At 40.8% G+C, this 16,253-nt stretch carries 15 protein-coding genes and 1 pseudogene; 3 read left to right on the forward strand and 13 right to left on the reverse strand.

The window, feature by feature from the left end:
* The first annotated feature begins 5 nt into the window (after positions 1 to 5).
* Together ACM2FC_RS03160 and ACM2FC_RS03165 are read left to right on the forward strand one after the other, a co-directional pair.
* Positions 6 to 236, forward strand: coding sequence for a DUF3820 family protein (locus ACM2FC_RS03160; RefSeq protein WP_498479371.1), 231 nt, complete (start codon positions 6 to 8; stop codon positions 234 to 236).
* Positions 237 to 270: 34 nt separating this feature from the next.
* A complete protein-coding gene (locus ACM2FC_RS03165) occupies positions 271 to 1,083 on the forward strand; it encodes an alpha/beta fold hydrolase (protein WP_498479372.1) in 813 nt (270 codons plus the stop codon).
* A 59-nt stretch (positions 1,084 to 1,142) separates the two neighbouring features.
* On the opposite strand, the gene ACM2FC_RS03170 is transcribed toward ACM2FC_RS03165, so the two are convergent.
* From ACM2FC_RS03170 to ACM2FC_RS03210, 9 genes are all read right to left on the reverse strand, one after another.
* Positions 1,143 to 2,309 (reverse strand): nucleotide sugar dehydrogenase, encoded by a 1,167-nt coding sequence (locus ACM2FC_RS03170; protein WP_498479373.1) that lies wholly within the window; start codon positions 2,307 to 2,309, stop codon positions 1,143 to 1,145.
* Between the two features lie 98 nt (positions 2,310 to 2,407).
* Positions 2,408 to 2,824, reverse strand: coding sequence for a 4-amino-4-deoxy-L-arabinose-phosphoundecaprenol flippase subunit ArnF (gene arnF / locus ACM2FC_RS03175; RefSeq protein WP_498479374.1), 417 nt, complete (start codon positions 2,822 to 2,824; stop codon positions 2,408 to 2,410).
* The gene (locus ACM2FC_RS03180; protein WP_498479375.1) at positions 2,824 to 3,174 is read right to left on the reverse strand and encodes an EamA family transporter; all 351 of its coding nucleotides are present in this window, start codon (positions 3,172 to 3,174) and stop codon (positions 2,824 to 2,826) included. The genes arnF and ACM2FC_RS03180 overlap by 1 nt, the downstream gene beginning before the upstream one ends.
* Positions 3,171 to 4,829: a phospholipid carrier-dependent glycosyltransferase gene (locus tag ACM2FC_RS03185; protein WP_498479376.1), complete on the reverse strand. Its 1,659-nt coding sequence runs from the start codon at positions 4,827 to 4,829 to the stop codon at positions 3,171 to 3,173. Before ACM2FC_RS03185 ends, ACM2FC_RS03180 begins: the two co-directional genes overlap by 4 nt.
* A gap of 8 nt (positions 4,830 to 4,837) precedes the next feature.
* A complete protein-coding gene (arnD, locus tag ACM2FC_RS03190) occupies positions 4,838 to 5,737 on the reverse strand; it encodes a 4-deoxy-4-formamido-L-arabinose-phosphoundecaprenol deformylase (RefSeq protein ID WP_498479377.1) in 900 nt (299 codons plus the stop codon).
* On the reverse strand, positions 5,730 to 7,712 hold the full coding sequence (gene arnA / locus ACM2FC_RS03195) for a bifunctional UDP-4-amino-4-deoxy-L-arabinose formyltransferase/UDP-glucuronic acid oxidase ArnA (protein WP_498479378.1): 1,983 nt from the start codon (positions 7,710 to 7,712) through the stop codon (positions 5,730 to 5,732). Before arnA ends, arnD begins: the two co-directional genes overlap by 8 nt.
* A 29-nt stretch (positions 7,713 to 7,741) precedes the next feature.
* Complete coding sequence (locus tag ACM2FC_RS03200; protein WP_498479379.1) at positions 7,742 to 8,725, reverse strand: glycosyltransferase; 984 nt, start codon at positions 8,723 to 8,725, stop codon at positions 7,742 to 7,744.
* Positions 8,715 to 9,887 (reverse strand): aminotransferase class I/II-fold pyridoxal phosphate-dependent enzyme, encoded by a 1,173-nt coding sequence (locus ACM2FC_RS03205; RefSeq protein ID WP_498479380.1) that lies wholly within the window; start codon positions 9,885 to 9,887, stop codon positions 8,715 to 8,717. The genes ACM2FC_RS03200 and ACM2FC_RS03205 overlap by 11 nt, the downstream gene beginning before the upstream one ends.
* 431 nt (positions 9,888 to 10,318) lie before the next feature.
* On the reverse strand, positions 10,319 to 12,361 hold the full coding sequence (locus ACM2FC_RS03210) for a methyl-accepting chemotaxis protein (protein WP_498479381.1): 2,043 nt from the start codon (positions 12,359 to 12,361) through the stop codon (positions 10,319 to 10,321).
* Between the two features lie 422 nt (positions 12,362 to 12,783).
* Here ACM2FC_RS03210 and ACM2FC_RS03215 point away from each other — a divergent pair.
* Positions 12,784 to 14,292 (forward strand): annotated as a pseudogene (locus ACM2FC_RS03215) (M4 family metallopeptidase); the annotation flags it as partial.
* A 26-nt stretch (positions 14,293 to 14,318) separates the two neighbouring features.
* On the opposite strand, the gene ACM2FC_RS03220 reads toward ACM2FC_RS03215, so the two are convergent.
* From ACM2FC_RS03220 to ACM2FC_RS03235, 4 genes are read right to left on the reverse strand one after another with little or no spacing between them, the layout of a single operon-like run.
* Positions 14,319 to 14,639 (reverse strand): cupin domain-containing protein, encoded by a 321-nt coding sequence (locus ACM2FC_RS03220; RefSeq protein ID WP_498479382.1) that lies wholly within the window; start codon positions 14,637 to 14,639, stop codon positions 14,319 to 14,321.
* 55 nt (positions 14,640 to 14,694) lie between these two features.
* Positions 14,695 to 15,222, reverse strand: a complete 528-nt coding sequence (locus tag ACM2FC_RS03225) for an O-acetyl-ADP-ribose deacetylase (RefSeq protein WP_498479383.1) — start codon at positions 15,220 to 15,222, stop codon at positions 14,695 to 14,697.
* A 3-nt stretch (positions 15,223 to 15,225) separates the two neighbouring features.
* Positions 15,226 to 15,606 carry a hypothetical protein gene (locus tag ACM2FC_RS03230; protein WP_498479384.1) on the reverse strand — a complete coding sequence of 127 codons (381 nt, stop codon included), beginning with the start codon at positions 15,604 to 15,606 and terminating at the stop codon, positions 15,226 to 15,228.
* Between the two features lie 12 nt (positions 15,607 to 15,618).
* Positions 15,619 to 16,155, reverse strand: coding sequence for a DUF924 family protein (locus ACM2FC_RS03235; RefSeq protein WP_498479385.1), 537 nt, complete (start codon positions 16,153 to 16,155; stop codon positions 15,619 to 15,621).
* Positions 16,156 to 16,253 lie beyond the last annotated feature (98 nt).

Raw genomic sequence — 16,253 nt, forward strand, 5'->3', positions numbered from 1 at the left:
CTTAGATGTTAGATAAAGCTTCCCTAGTAAAATTGGCGTCGACAAATATGCCTTTCGGTAAGTATACAGGAAGGCCTCTAATCGACTTGCCTGAAGAATATTTATTGTGGTTTGCCAACAAAGGTGAGTTCCCAAAAGGAGAGCTAGGAGAATTAATGCAACTGTGTTTAGCTTTGAAAGTTGAGGGGCTCGATGGGCTAATAAAGCCTTTAAAACCCACAAATCATTTTCTTTAAAGAAAGTCTACTTAGTAGTCAATGGAATTATTAAATGAACAAATTCTCTATCGATGGAAAAGAACTGGCTTATCTAGATAAGGGCGAAGGTCCCGTCATTTTGTTTGGCCATAGTTATCTTTGGGATCACCAAATGTGGGAGCCACAAATCGAACAACTTAGTCAGTCTTATCGGTGTATCGTACCTGATTTATGGGCTCATGGGCAGTCTGACTTTGCTCCTGATAGGGTGGGGAGCTTAAAGGATATTGCTGAAGATATGTTAGCTTTAATGGATCACTTAGATATAGAGCAGTTTTCCATAGTCGGCTTATCCGTTGGAGGGATGTGGGGAGCAGAGTTAACATTACTGGCTCCACAACGAGTAAAAAGTTTAGTTATGATGGATACCTTTGTGGGCTTGGAGCCAGAAATTACCCATCAAAAATATTTCGCGATGCTTGATGCGATTGCCAAGGCAAAAATGGTGCCAGCACCTATCGTAGAGACTGTGGTTCCAATGTTTTTTGCCAAACAAAACTCTGAGAAATTGCCACAACTCGTGAATGGCTTTAGCAAGCACTTAACCTCTTTAAGTGGTGATCAAGCTGTCGAAGTAACAAGAATAGGGCGTATGATTTTTGGTCGTAGAGATTTGATTGAGGATATTGAAAAGTTTGCTCTGCCAGTTTTAATTGCGGTAGGGCAACAGGATATTCCTAGACCAGTAATGGAATCCTATCTGATGCGAGATTGTATTACCGATAGCCAGCTTGTTGAGATCCCAGAAGCAGGGCATATTAGTAACCTAGAACAGCCAGAATTGGTTACCGGTATGCTTAAAGACTTTTTGTCGATACATGCTTAATGCATCTGATAGTTAAAAATAGCCACCCTTGTGGCTATTTTTAACTTTGGCACTTCACTCTAGTCTTGCTGATACAAATCGCGAGTGTAGACTTTATCCAGCACATCATTCAGTTCTGGAGACATTCGGTTTGTCACGATGACACAAGCTTCTTTTTTGAATTCATCTAGGTTTTGATAATTTTTCGAGTTAAAGAATTGTTCTTGCTCAAGCGAAGGTTCATAAATAATGACCTCGACGCCTTTTGCTTTTAACCGCTTCATAATTCCTTGTACTGAAGAAGAGCGGAAGTTATCCGAGTTAGTTTTCATCACCAACCGATGTATGCCAACTACTTTAGGGTTTCTCTCTAAAATAGATTCAGCAATAAAATCCTTTCGCGTAGTGTTTGAGTCAACGATGGCTTGGATCAAGTTATTTGGCACATCTTTATAGTTCGCAAGAAGCTGCTTGGTATCTTTTGGTAGACAGTATCCGCCATAGCCAAATGAAGGATTGTTATATTGAAAACCGATCCTTGGGTCCAGAGAAACACCTTCGATGATATCGCGACAATTTAGATTATGTGTCTCTGAATATGTATCGAGTTCGTTAAAGTATGCGACCCTCATAGCAAGATAAGTGTTGGAGAAAAGTTTAATCGCCTCTGCTTCTGTTGAGTCTGTGAATAAGATAGGAATATCTTGCTTAACTGCGCCTTCTGCAATTAGATTAGCAAACTTCTCTGCTCGTTGACTTTTCTCACCTACGATAATTCTAGAAGGATATAAATTGTCATGTAAAGCTCTGCCTTCACGTAAAAACTCTGGTGAAAAGATAATATTGTTACTGCTAAACGTAGTGCGAGCTTTATCTGTGTAGCCAACAGGGATTGTCGACTTGATCACCATGATAGCTTCAGGATTAATAGCGAGTACGTCTGTTATCACTGACTCAATCGAACGAGTGTTAAAATAGTTCTCTTTTGGGTCGTAATCGGTCGGTGTTGCGATGATAACGAAATCAGCGTTTTTAAAAGCGAAGTCTTTGTCAGTGGTTGCTTCTAACGTTAGCTGTTTGTTTTTTAAAAAATAGTCAATATCGTTGTCGACAATAGGAGATATTTTGTCATTCAACAGATTAACTTTATGCTCATCGATATCATAGGCGACGACTTCATGATTTTGAGATAGTAGTACGGCATTAGAGAGCCCTACGTAACCGATTCCAGCTACTGCTATTTTCAAGTTATTACTCCTACTATTAAATTTTAAACTTTTTGTTGCTTAACCACTCCTTGATTTGAGCAACCTATCTGATATTACAAACAGGAATATATGTTTGGTTAAGACCTAATTTTATTTTCCGAAAATAAAACTTTAAGTCCTGCGATGATTAGAACAATACCTGCTAGCTTCTCTAGTGAAAATTGCTCATCAAACTGTGGAACGAGCATCGAGACAAAATAGACTAGAACATAGCTAATACTAAGCAATGGGTACGCAATACTTAAAGGCAAGTACTTTAGACCTAACACCCATACCATCATTGATAAGGCATAACATGCGAGCCCGAGTCCTAGCCAGAAAATTTGTACCCAATTTGTAACAATAAACTGGTAAAAATTATGTGAATTTATAAAACTATCAAGTCGAAAAGATAGGTTAGTGACCCCTAATTTCATCGATATTTGAGCGACCGTCACGAGAACTACGCTAATTAAAGCGAATTTGATGCCACTTTTTAACTCTGCACCGTTCATTACAAGGAGCTCCCAAGTAACGCGACACCAGCGAGTATCATTACACTACCAAGCCAGTGACGTTTTGTGAGGTTTTCCCCGAAACAATAATGTGAAATCAAAAGCATCATAATGAAATTTACGCTGAGCATGGGGTAAGCGATTGAAACACTCCAATCTCTCAGTACGCCTAGCCAAGATATTGCTGCTGCAGCTAAGAAAAACACAGACATAAGTGCAGGGACTGTAAACAGTTTTCCCCAAAGCGATAGGTGTTGATTTTGTTCGATTAATATCGCGGTTTTCTTTTGCCAATATTGACTATACGAACTTGAAAGCACGGATACTATAAAAAGAAATACAGTGGTCATTTTGACTTCCTATTGAAAATGAACACATGGAATGGTCCATACTTAACAACTTTGTCTGGTGTTGGAAAATCTGTTGGAAGAGATGTAACTCCCTTTAGTTCTATTAGCACCTGTTGTGTTGTCACTTTTCTATCGATAAATTGAGCTAAGTTCTCAAATGGAATATATCGATACTTGGCGTTAGGATAACTCAGGCCGTAGTGCTCTTCACCTTGCCCTTTAGTCAAATAGATATCTGAGCGTTTTAAATACCAATTAAAAGCCGACATTGTCGAAGGGTAATCTGCAACAATTAAGGTATCAGGTGTAATATCAGCTTCGACGTTCTGGATAAGGTATTGAGGTAGCTTTGACTCTTTTGTAGCATTTGGTAATACGACACCAAACAATGCAATTAACCCGACAGGTGCCAGCATATTTGCAACAATAAATGATTTTAAGTGTTTCACACGGATCGAAATAATCACGCAAGCCGCCCAAAAAGCAAAGATTAAGGCAAATACCCATACTTTGTAATGCTCGCTATTTGCCAAAGGCAACTTGTTTAGAGCGTATACGACAAAAATGGCAGCAGCTAAGAGAATTGCGATTCCTGCATGGAGCCAAGAGCCAAGCCTGAAAGCTTTCGATCTTTTCTCAAAAACATTTCTGATGCCATACGCTAATAAAATGGCCATTGGCGCCAGGCATGGCAAGATGTACGTAGCAATTTTACCTTCTGAAGCGGAGAAAAAGATCAAAGGCAATAAGACCCAAAGCAAAGCATAGCGAATTAGAGGGTTAGCGCTACTTTTTAGGGTCTCTCTTACAAGCGAAAATGAGATAAATAACCAAGGTAAGATGCCAGTAAGTAAAAATGGAATATAGTACCAAATAGGTTGTGGATGCTGAGCTACATGGGTATTACCAAAAAAGCGCTGTATATGTTGCACCCAAAAGAAATACCGCCAGAAGTCAGGAGCTTGATGATATATCGCAATACTCCAAGGCAAGGATATAACCAACGCACCTAAGATGCTGATTGACCCATACTTTATCAGTGACCATAAATCTTTTTGCCAAATTGCGAAACCACCAACAACGATGACGGGTAGGGCTAAAGCTAAGAACCCTTTGGTAAGAAAAGCAGCGCCACAGAATACTCCAGCGATAAAGTATAGTAGAGCCTTTCTGGAACGTTGTTTTTCAATAACCGCGTAGTAAAAAGTGACAAATGAAGCTGTTAACCAAAAGCTTAAAATACTGTCAACACTGTTGTAGGTTCCAACCGCGATGACCATAAACATACTAAGAAAAACACCAGATGTAATCCAAGCAAGACTCTTATCTTTTGTGTCTTTACTCACCAAGAGGAAGAGAAAATATACCGAACCCAATACTGACAATGCAGATGGTAGTCGGACCGCGAAGTTGTTTTCACCAAATAAAATTTGAGAAATAGCATTTAGCCAATAAGCCATGACAGGCTTTTCGAAATACAGTAGGCCATTAAAGTGCGGTACTACCCAATTTCCACTTGCGATCATTTCTCTCGATATTTCAGCATACCGAATTTCATCTGGTGAAAATAACGCATGAAAATTCAATGGAAACAAGTAGGTAATGACAAAATAGCCCAATATAATAAAAGGCCATGAACGGTATATCTTTTTCACAGTAACCTCTAACTCACGGCCCCAGACTGTTGGCTAATCCAACCTTCTCGACCTTCAAAAGAAATGTTTTCAATAGAGCCGATTGGAAGGTTTACATCTGAACCAGGCAATAGGTTACCTAGTGGTACAAACTGAATATTTTTCGAAGCCGCCTGTTGTATCAGCTCTTCAAACGCAGAAGCATATTGAATCCCCTCAACTTCGGCATGAATGGTATACACATTCAATCCGACAGGCTTAATGAGGTCGATAATATGTGCGTTATAGTTGTCATCGGTGATGCCATTTTCTCCAATGAGTTCATCGTATGTTGGCAGGGTGACAGGGATTTGCGGCGTTTTGCCATTTTGGGGAATAAAAATAGATTCTCCGCGACAATCGCTATTGTAACGGAAAGGAAGTTTTTCCTTTTCGACAATGGTTTGGCTATTGCAACGCCAACCTGCTACGGCACTGCATGAAATCCTCTTACCAGTGATTCTTTCGAGCGCGTTATATCCTTTACGAATTTCGCTAGATAACTGTGAGGAAGACATTTTATCAATTTTGATTTGCCACTTGTGATGATCCCAAGCGTGCAAACCGACTTCGTGACCTTCTTCGTCTGTTTGCTTAATCACATGACCTAGCTTGTTACCAATATTGGGTCCGGGCCACATCGTACCTTTGAACAAGATATCGTAGCCATACAAGCTACCAGCATTCGAACGAAGCATTTTCTTAATAAACGCAGGGCGGATAAGACGCCATAAATGGCGTCCCATGTTGTCCGGACCAACGGAAAAGAAAAACGACGCGCTAATATCGTACTTGTTAAGTATTTCTAGTAGCTTGGGCACGCCTTTGCGCGTGCCACGAAAAGTATCAACGTCGATTCTTAAGCCAACTTTGATAGGACTATTAGCCATTTTGTTTCTCTTCAAGTGCACCTTTTAGGAAGAAATCTAGCGTTTCTTCAATGGTTTTTTCGAAGTGAGTGGTTGGCTCCCAGTTTAGTAATTTCTTAGCGTTAGCAACACTTGGACGGCGGTGTTGAACGTCTTGATAGCCGTCACCGTAAAACGCTTTACTTTCCACTAAGTTATAACCTGCAAATTGAGGGAATTGGTCCCTTAGAGGGTGGGCTTCAAATTTCGCAACTAGAGTTTCAGCTAACTCTTTGATGCTTGCCTCATTGTATGGCGCACCGATGTTGATGATTTCACCATTACAGTTGTCATCTTTGTTTTCGATGATTCTGAATAGCGCTTCAATAGCATCTGCGATATCAGTAAAGCAACGCTTCTGTTCGCCACCGTCGATAAGCTTAATCGGCGTACCTTCAACCAAGTTTAAGATTAGCTGAGTGATTGCGCGGCTTGAACCTACTCTGGCGGAATCTAGGCTATCTAGGTGTGTGCCCATCCAGTTAAATGGTCGGAAGAGCGTGAATTGTAGATCTTCTTTTTTGCCGTAAGCCCAGATGACACGGTCAAGTAGCTGCTTAGAGGTGGAGTAGATCCAGCGCTGTCTATTGATTGGCCCAACAATTAAAGGAGACGTATCTTCGTTGAACTCATCATCAGTACACATGCCATATACTTCAGACGTAGACGGGAAAATAACACGCTTGTTGTACTTAACACAGTCACGAACGATTTTTAGGTTTTCTTCGAAGTCTAGCTCAAATACACGTAGTGGATTACGCGTGTATTCGATTGGTGTAGCAATGGCCACAAGCGGTAAAACAATATCGCACTTCTTAATGTGGTACTCGACCCATTCATTATGAATGGTGATATCACCTTCCACAAAGTGGAAGTTAGGGTGATCTAAAAACTCTGATACTTGGTGAGAGCTCATATCCATTGCATAGATAGAATAGTTGCCATCTTGCAGTAGTCGACGAGTTAAGTGAGTTCCGATAAACCCATTCGCACCTAAGATGAGAACCTTTTGGCGTTTTTTCTTACCTAAGTTTACAGCAGATCCAAATCGAGAGCCTTTAACTAAGTGTAGTTCTGCAGTTAGTTGGTCACTGTTTAGGTAGAGCCCGCTTTCTGCTTGACCCGATTCAAGAACAAGTGAACCTTTTCCACAAGCAATAACAAGAGGGTTGGTTGATACAACTGTGCCTGGTTCGTTATCGTATTGGGTGTCGCTAGCTTTTGCCTTCCATACAATAACTTTTTGATTGGCTAGGTAAGTAAACGCACCCGGGAAAGGTTCAGTCACTGCGCGAACTAAGTTAAAGATAGTGCGCGAATCTTGGCTCCAGTCGATTGCACCGTCTTCTGGGGTGCGGCGTCCAAAACAACTTGCTTTTGATTCGTCCTGAGCGGTGTAAGTAATGTTGCCCTCTTTCAACTGAGGGATAACGTCTTGCAGCATGTCGTCTGCTAGTTCTAGCAAACGCTGGTGTAACGTTGCAGCTGTGTCTTCATCACTAATGGCTAGAGAGCGCTGAGCAACAATATCTCCGGCGTCTGCTTTTGCTACCATAGAGTGTAAAGTCACACCAGTTTCGTCTTCGCCGTTTACTAAACACCAGTTGATTGGTGCTCGACCACGGTATGCTGGCAACAGAGAACCGTGTAAGTTGAACGCCCCTTTACTTGCACAATCGAGAACATCTTGGCTCAACATATTGCGGTAGTAAAAAGAGAAGATCATGTCCGGCTTTAGAGCGCGGATTTTGTCTACCCAGATAGGATGGTTGGCGTCTTCTGGCGCATAAACTGGAATGCCGTTTTCTGCTGCTAGTTTAGCAACAGAAGAGAAATAGACATTTTCATTCTTGTCATCAAGGTGTGTAAAGATAGCTGCAATCTCAACGCCACTTTTTAATAGGCTTTGGATACCAGCACAGCCGAAGTTATGATAGGCGAAAACCACTGTTTTCATAATATTTCCCAAATTTGTACAATTAAAATTTATTCTTTTGAATCACGCGCGTTCTGAGCTGCCTGCCCAACAATAACTTCCTGTACATAATATCTTGGCCTTGCTCTTACATCGGAATATATGCGCCCAATATATTCACCCAGTAGCCCCAGACCAATGAACTGTGCTCCAATAAACACGAACATTATCGCGTCTAATGTGAAAATTCCGTTTGCAGCCCATTCCGAGCCGAATATAAAGCGAAGGACAAATAGAAATACGCCAAAAGCAATACCTAATGAAGCCATAATCCCACCAAATATGCTTAACATACGTAGCGGTGCCGTGGTCATGCTGGTCACAAGATCAAACGTTAAACTGATTAGACTCATCAAGCTGTATTTTGATTCACCATCAGCACGTTCGTCATGATCGACGTCGATTTCACTAGTGTGTCTAGAGAACCCATTAGCAAGCACTGGAATAAACGTACTTCTTTCATGACACTCCAGCATCGCATCGACAACATGTCGACGATAAGCGCGAAGCATACACCCATAGTCTGTCATCGCAATGCCGGTTGATTTCTTAACTAAGATATTGACTAACTTAGATGGTAGCTTTCTTAGTAGAGAATCTTTTCGGTTTCTTCGAACGGTTCCAACAGAGTCAAAACCTTTCTCAATTTCCTGAACTAACTTAGGGATCTCCTCTGGGGGATTCTGCAAGTCAGCATCTAGAGTTATGACAACGTCACCTTTGGTTTTAGCAAAACCTGCCATAATAGCGTTGTGCTGGCCGTAGTTACGATTCAAAATAACGCCAACCACGGCACTACCTTCTTCATTGGCTGCTTGTTCAATAAGCTCAGCACTTCTATCTCGGCTACCGTCATCGACCAAAACGAGCTCGTAATCTTGGCTCAGACTTTCACCTGCTAGTTTAGTTCGACGAAGCAGCTCTGGTAGGGTTGCTTCTTCGTTGTAGACGGGTATCACAATGGATACGAGTCCAACGGATTGATTATTTCTCATTTTTACTCGCGATGTCTTTGATTGCTCCAACCACTCGTGCCACATCGTCCAATGTCATGTCAGGAAACAATGGTAAAGAACAGATTTGTGAGCCTACTAGCTCAGTATTTTCAAGGTTAGAATTGAGCTCACCATACAAATCGCTATAGTTATCTCTATAGTATTTTTGCTGGTGAATTGGGCGAAAATGAATACCGGAACCAATACCTTTTTGCTTCAGTAATTCAATTAATTCATTGCGATCCACACCGAACTGTTGTGGTTCAACTTTAACAATCATCAAGTGATGGCAGTGCTTGTGCGGGTATGAGGGGATAGCTAAAGGTGTAATACCGCACACGCTTTCTAATTGTTCAGAATAAGCACTGACTAGATTTTTGCGCTTTTCAGCAATACTGCTAATTCGCTTAAGTTGCCCAAGTGCGAGTACAGCGCAAATGTCAGGTAGATTGTATTTAAATCCTGGCTCAATCACTTCTGCTTGAGGGGAACGGCCTTGCTCTTTTCTATCAAAAGCGTCTACACCCAGCCCATGAAACTTTAATCGGCGAACAGCATCCGCAATGTTTGGGTCAAAAGTAGTAAGTAGCCCCCCTTCAGCAGAGGTAATATTTTTAATGGCGTGCAATGAGAATAAACAAGTACCTCGACCGCCTATTGCTTGGTTCTTGTATTCAGTTCCTAAAGCATGAGCGGCATCTTCAACAACAGGGATGCTATGTTTATTTGCGAGGTCGTATATAGAGTCGAGATCCAAGCTCGCCCCAGCGTAATGTACGGGAATAATAAGTTTAGTGTTCTCATTAATGAGTGGTTCTATATCTTCTGCACTAACCATTAAGGTATTAGGGTCAATATCTACAAATATAGGCTTAGCACCTGATAGGCTAATCATATTAGCCGTTGATACCCATGTTAGAGAAGGAGTAATAACTTCATCACCGGGCCCAATACCTAAAGCCTTCAACACGAGATGCATACCAGCGGTAGCACTGCTTAAAGCAACGACATGTGGAGCACCTGTCAGTAAACTGACTTGCTTTTCTAACTCGGCATTTTTAGGGCCAGTGGTGATCCAACCAGATCTAATAACGTCGACGACTGCGTTGATGTCTTCATCATTTGTAGCAGGTCGGCACAGTGGAAGAAATTCTTCTGTCACGCGCTTGTCCAAAGTAATATAAAAATTCGGTACAGTGTGTACATTAAAACTAATATACTTGTCAAATGATTGTCACATTAATAGAACGCCTTATTCTAGAATAAGATAAAAATTAATCTAAAAATAAGTTGTTTTTAAACCAAATAATCAGAATGATTTTTGGGGACAATATATCTGGCATAAAGTTCAAAAATTATAAATCACATAAAAATCATATAGATAAATAATTTTTATTGCATTTATATTAAATGAAGTGCACTTAGGCTTTGCCCGGCTCAAATAAATATATAGTTGTGAGTACTGTTTAATATGGAGCATTAATGAGTTATAAGTATTATAAATATTTAACACTAAGGTATCATTTTTTGTGTGAATTTAATGTGAATGCTCGAGTGAGCAGAATTTAGCGGTATTCTGTTTTAAAGAGTCTCTTAGTGAAAAAATCCTACTTTTTGTTTTAATACTGATGCTTGTTGCTCTAAATCTTGCGCACTGTTTGAGGTTTGGGCAATGGTTTCTCTGCTTTTTCGATTGAGTTCACTGATTTGCTGAGTATCGGTCGCGACTTCTTCAGCTGTGGATGCTTGCTCCTCGGACGTAGTTAATATGGTTTCAGCTTGTTCTGAAATGCTGTGTACTTGATTCGCGATGGCTTTGAGTGCTTCTCCCACTTGCTGGGCTTTTTCTACTGCTTGGGTAGCATTACTTTGACTATGGCTCATAAGTTCAACTGAGCTTGAAGTGGACGCTTTAAGCTGTTCAATGATAGTAACGACATCTTTTACCGAGTTTTGAGTTCGTTGAGCTAACGTACGCACTTCATCTGCGACTACTGCAAATCCTCGGCCTTGCTCTCCCGCTCGAGCCGCTTCTATTGCGGCGTTTAGCGCTAATAAGTTGGTTTGCTCTGCTATTTCATCGATCATTTTCGTTACGTTTTGAATGCCTTCACTATCACTTTCTACTTGATTAATGGCGTCCGATGATTGGGCTAAATTGTCGTTCAACGTGTTCATGCCTAAGCTCATATTTTCAACCATATCTAGGCCAGACTGACTGTCTTTGTTAGCCAATCGGACATTCTCAACAATAGTATCTACTTGTTGAGCAATAGATTTAGCCGAAGTTGTCATATGATCGATTGAGGAGACGACTCGTTCAACTTTACTTTGCTGCGAATCGGCTTGAGTAAGGTTGAATTTGGCGTCAGAAGCGACATTTTGTGATTGTTCGCTGACGACATCGCTAGTTGAGGAAATCTGGGTGACCAATTCTTTTAGCTGTTGGGCCATGTCAGCAATTCCGTTTCCTAGACTGGTGATTTCATTTTTTGTGTCTGTACGCCCCTTGGGAATTGATATACTGACCTCTCCCTTGGCTAATCTTTGAACAAAGTGATTCAGGGTTTCTAAAGGCTTGAGCGTTTTATTAAGGTAAATGGTCAGAATAACCAAGGCAGCGATACCAATAATAGTGGCCACCAATATGATCAGCCTTAGTAGTGTTGCACTTTCTTTCGTTACTTCATTGATAAAAGTGCCGCCGAGCAGTTTCCAATTCCATCCTGGTACTTCAGTGAATACCAGATATTTCTCGGCTTTACTATTTTGGCCAGGGTACTTAAATGGGTATTGTATTAATCCGCTATCTGACTCAAATATTTTGCTAAATGGCTTATTGCCATCGTAGTCTGCTACATCTTGTATCGGTGCATCCGTAATATTTTTATCGGGGTGTAATAGGAATCTTCCTTTATGACTTTCTTCGTTGTCAACAACGATTGTGTAGCCAGTATCGCCCCAGGTAATGTGATTGAGAGAGTTAAACAGATCTTGTGTCGCTTTTTCTATGGGTAAACCAACAAAAGTGATTGCAACAATTTTTCCTGTAGCCGTTTTAATGGGAGCGTAATAGGTGATGTAGCGTTTACCATGAAGGACGACATTGTTGTAATATTCTTCACCTTTGGAAATCGCATTGTAGGCTGGGTGATTCGGAGTAATCGTTGTGCCTGTATTACGTTTGCCAGAGGGATCCTTAAGAGATGATGAAACTACTATCCAGTTATTTTCTATCGGAGCAAACAGAGAAGCAACAGAGCCAGTGTCCCTAGTAAAACTATCTACAAGCTTGGTATCGTTAATTAAACTTTCACCATATTGTGTTAGGTTGGTGATTTGTTTTCCCATAAAGTCTACAGTGTAGTCTTCTTGATAGACACCCGCTAAATAACCGTTTTTGTATGCTGAATCTAAAACTTTTGCAGTTTCGAGATAAGCATTGAATTGACCTGCTATTGTCTCTGCTAGCGCTTCTATTTTGGACTGATGAGAAGTCAATGTTTTTTTGAGGAGTAAGGAATAAGCGTTGTTGTACACCAGTATGGCGATACCAGAAAATGCGAACACCAAACATAGTGTGATGACGACTTTTAATTGAAATCCAACACTCGTGTTTTTAAGGCGATCCAACATAGTTAATTCCGTTTAACGTTGTAATATTTTTTAGTCGTTGAGTAGCAGCCTTATTGAAACCTTCTTAGCTGCTCACTAATCAACTATAGACTAAATTAATAAAGTCATTACTTTAGCGTGTGGCTATCTAGTAAAAGCAATAATCGTATCATTTCTCATAGTTATAATTTGATTACTAAATAATTGTCATAATATTGTTATTGTTAACGCATGATTAACAAGGGGTAATTCCCAATACTTGGCTTTAAGTAGAGTATAAGCACTAGCTCGTGTCTAAATTTTTTGACGTTGAGAAAATAAAATTTTTCTTAGATTCTAGAAAGTTACCGTCATGTGGTTCATTTTTTATCTGCTGGATACAATTTTCCAGTCTTCCTGCAGTGGAAATAGGAAGCAAACTAATAAAAATTAGGAAATAAAAAATGAAAACATACCAACGTCGCATACTCGCAGTTGCTATTAGCTCAGCGGTTGTATTTTCGGTAAATGCAGCTGAAATGGTGAAAGTTCAGGATAGCGACTTATTACAACAAGGGCTCGCTGCAACGAAAAGTATTGTACCTTCCGAGCTTGGTTTTACTCCCCTAAAAACAGTCACCCTGCCAAATGGCAAAACCAAAGTACGTTATCAACAGACCTATCTTGGTGTTCGAGTATTTAACACGTCCGTTGTTGCGACCAGCAGCGCTGTTGGCCCAAAACAGGTGTATGGTCAAATGTTACAAGGTATCAATGCTGATGTAGCAACGGTATCTGGAAAGTTAGATAAAGATCAGGCTATCACTGCTGCAAAGCAAGCATTTGAGCACGACGCCAAGTTGACAGAAAACCAACTGGATTACCAGAATCCAAATGCTGAGCTGATGGTTAAGTTGGATAAAAATGATAAAGCACAGTTAGTTTACCTAGTTAACTTTTTTGTAGAAGCAGAGCGTCCTACAAGACCATATTATTTTATTGATGCAAACTCTGGCGCAGTGCTAGAAACTTGGGAAGGCTTAGCTCATCATGAAGAGGAAGGGACTGGGCCTGGTGGTAACGCAAAAACAGGACAATACAATTATGGTGAAGATTACCATGCGTTTACTGTCGACAAAAATGAGTCAAGTGGCAAATGCACCATGGAAAGTACGAATGTCAAAACAGTAAATTTGAACAACCGAAGATTTGGTAGTACCGCCTATAGTTACGACTGTGTAGATTCTTCAAACTACAACGACTATAAGCAAGTTAATGGCGCCTATTCTCCGATTAATGACGCCCAATATTTTGGCCAGGTAGTATTCGACATGTATAAAGATTGGCTAAACACTGCGCCATTAACATTTCAACTCGTTATGCGTGTTCATTACGGCACTGACTACGAAAATGCGTTCTGGGACGGTTCTTCGATGACATTTGGGGACGGTGCGAGCATTTTTTATCCTTTAGTTGACATCAATGTCAGTGCTCACGAAGTGAGTCATGGCTTTACCGAGCAAAATTCTGGCTTGGTCTATTCGGGTATGCCTGGTGGTATTAATGAAGCATTTTCTGATATCGCTGGTGAAGCTGCAGAGTACTATATGAAAGGGCAAGTAGATTGGGTTGTTGGAGCCGATATTTTTAAATCCGAAGGTGGGCTTAGATATTTTGATACACCCTCAAAAGACGGCAGATCCATCGACAATGCTTCTGATTATTATGAAGGGATAGACGTGCACTATTCAAGTGGTGTATTCAATCGAGCGTTCTACTTATTGGCCAACATGAAGAATTGGGATGTTCGCAAAGGTTTTGAAGTGTTCGCTACAGCTAACCAACTGTATTGGACAGCAAGCAGTAACTTTGATGATGGTGCGTGCGGTGTTGCACTTGCAGCAGCAGATATGGGTTACAGTGAATCTGATGTCGTGTCCGCCTTTGAACAAGTGGGCGTCAACGCAACTTGTTCTTAGTTACTAACACTCAGGGCCAGTTACCGCTGGCCCTTATAAAAAATTGCCAACCAGATAGTTTCACTATGAGGCTGTGTCCAATGAACCCGATGCTTTGTCCTAGCTGGTATATTGACATAATCACCAGCATTTAAGGTGATTTTCGATTTATCTTCATACTCTATGACCCCTGACCCAGATAACACTAAAACCCATTCGTTGTCGTCTTGGTCATACCAAAAGTCTTCAGGTGAAGAGTGTCCTTTCGAAATGATTCGTTCAACCCGGACAGAGTTAGTCGATAACAGCTCTTCGAATATTTCTTCTGGTACGTTGTCAGGTAGACTTGTAAGTAAGTTCATATAAAAGTTACCGCCATAATATCAATTAACGTATTTATGCGTTAGGTGTGCCAACTTACCCAGTATTATGAAGTGATTTGGCTACTTGGTTCCACACGTCGAACACTTGCCTATTAAATAGATAGAAATAAATATCTAAATCTGAGTACTTATTACGTGAGCACTCTGTTAGTGCAATCTGAGCCGCTTCTGTTATTGGATATCCATACACTCCACAAGAGATTGCAGGGAAAGCAATGCTCTGACATTGATGTTCTTGTGCTAGTCGAAGGGAATTCAAATATGCTGAAGTGAGCGTGTGTTGAGGAGAAGGCGAACTATGATAAATGGGCCCAACAGTGTGAATGACATATTTCGCTTTTAAGTGACCCGCTGGAGTAACCTTGGCCTCACCAAAAGGGCAGCGTATGCCGTTTTTTTCAGGGATGAGCTTACACTCGGCGAGGAGCTGTGGTCCCGCTGCACTATGAATAGCGCCGTCAACGCCACCTCCTCCTAGTAAGGAGGGATTCGCTGCATTGACGATGGCGTCTACATTTGCTTGCGTAATGTCGCTGCATAGTAAGGTTATATGTCTAAGCATATTTCACCATTGGATAACTTGTCCATTTTCAAACACCATTTGCGATTCTACAAAGTTTGCATGTACAAATATATTATTGAGATCGACTTTCGTTTGATTGGAAATCTGATTTGCTACTGTCTTCATGATTGTGCATACAGAATCTTTTTTGTGTGTATCTGGTAAAACAATCTCCATCATTATCGGGTGCGATGACTTGCTCTGAACAGGAATGGTTTTTCCTGCTACAGCGAGTCCTTCAGATTCAAAGAACCTCCAACTACAGGTGACGTGCTTTATATCTATATTACTCGTCTGACAGACAGCATTAGATACACTGATAACCAGCTCTGATACTCTTAGTGGGGGATGAAAAGGCAGTGATTGGATGTTGATGATAGGCATCGATAGAACCCCTTAAAAGCTGGAATTCGGCTGCTGTAAGAATTCAGCTTCTTCTTTAGTTATCTCTCTGCCTAGAATTGTATTTCGGTGTGGATATCGACCAAATCGATCAATAATAACTTTATGCCTTAACTCATAATCCAAATTATTTTGGTTCCCAAGCTTTGTGAACAGATTGACCGCTTGTTCGTGAATAATTGAAGACTCGCTATGCATATAAGGCATGTACATAAAGCTTCGTTCAGAAGCAGACAGTTCTAGGTCAAAGCCCTGAGCAACCGCTTCTTGAGCTAAAGCTAGTGCGAGTGGGTCTTGGGCAAACGCTAGTGGCTTATCCCTATATATGTTGCGAGAAAACTGGTCTAATACAATGATTTCCGCTAAGCGTCCACGCGCAGACTTTCGCCATATAAACAATTCAGATTTAGCGGCCTGAGACAGTACTGAGGCGTAACGAGTGAGTATTAACTTATCAATTTCGACGTCACTAGAAAACCATTGCTCTGGCTGAAGCTCATGAAACCAAAACTTTAAGACATCCTCATACATATAATTCTCCAGAGATTTTACGACCTTAGTCAAACTCTAGACGAGGAATTAATTTTCAACTAGCTTTAAAGGATGTTTCACCTCAAAAGGTCAACGGA

The sequence above is a fragment of the Vibrio sp. A37 genome (genome assembly GCF_059777565.1).

Bases quoted from the DNA above. Each gene is read 5' to 3' on its own strand.
- arnF (WP_498479374.1), bottom strand. From the start codon at position 2,824: ATGAACGGTGCAGAGTTAAAAAGTGGCATCAAATTCGCTTTAATTAGC.
- ACM2FC_RS03225 (WP_498479383.1), bottom strand. From the start codon at position 15,222: ATGCTTAGACATATAACCTTACTATGCAGCGACATTACGCAAGCAAAT.
- ACM2FC_RS03220 (WP_498479382.1), bottom strand. From the start codon at position 14,639: ATGAACTTACTTACAAGTCTACCTGACAACGTACCAGAAGAAATATTC.
- ACM2FC_RS03180 (WP_498479375.1), bottom strand. From the start codon at position 3,174: ATGACCACTGTATTTCTTTTTATAGTATCCGTGCTTTCAAGTTCGTAT.
- ACM2FC_RS03235 (WP_498479385.1), bottom strand. From the start codon at position 16,155: ATGTATGAGGATGTCTTAAAGTTTTGGTTTCATGAGCTTCAGCCAGAG.
- arnA (WP_498479378.1), bottom strand. From the start codon at position 7,712: ATGAAAACAGTGGTTTTCGCCTATCATAACTTCGGCTGTGCTGGTATC.
- ACM2FC_RS03230 (WP_498479384.1), bottom strand. From the start codon at position 15,606: ATGCCTATCATCAACATCCAATCACTGCCTTTTCATCCCCCACTAAGA.
- arnD (WP_498479377.1), bottom strand. From the start codon at position 5,737: ATGGCTAATAGTCCTATCAAAGTTGGCTTAAGAATCGACGTTGATACT.
- ACM2FC_RS03160 (WP_498479371.1), top strand. From the start codon at position 6: ATGTTAGATAAAGCTTCCCTAGTAAAATTGGCGTCGACAAATATGCCT.
- ACM2FC_RS03210 (WP_498479381.1), bottom strand. From the start codon at position 12,361: ATGTTGGATCGCCTTAAAAACACGAGTGTTGGATTTCAATTAAAAGTC.
- ACM2FC_RS03165 (WP_498479372.1), top strand. From the start codon at position 271: ATGAACAAATTCTCTATCGATGGAAAAGAACTGGCTTATCTAGATAAG.
- ACM2FC_RS03200 (WP_498479379.1), bottom strand. From the start codon at position 8,725: ATGAGAAATAATCAATCCGTTGGACTCGTATCCATTGTGATACCCGTC.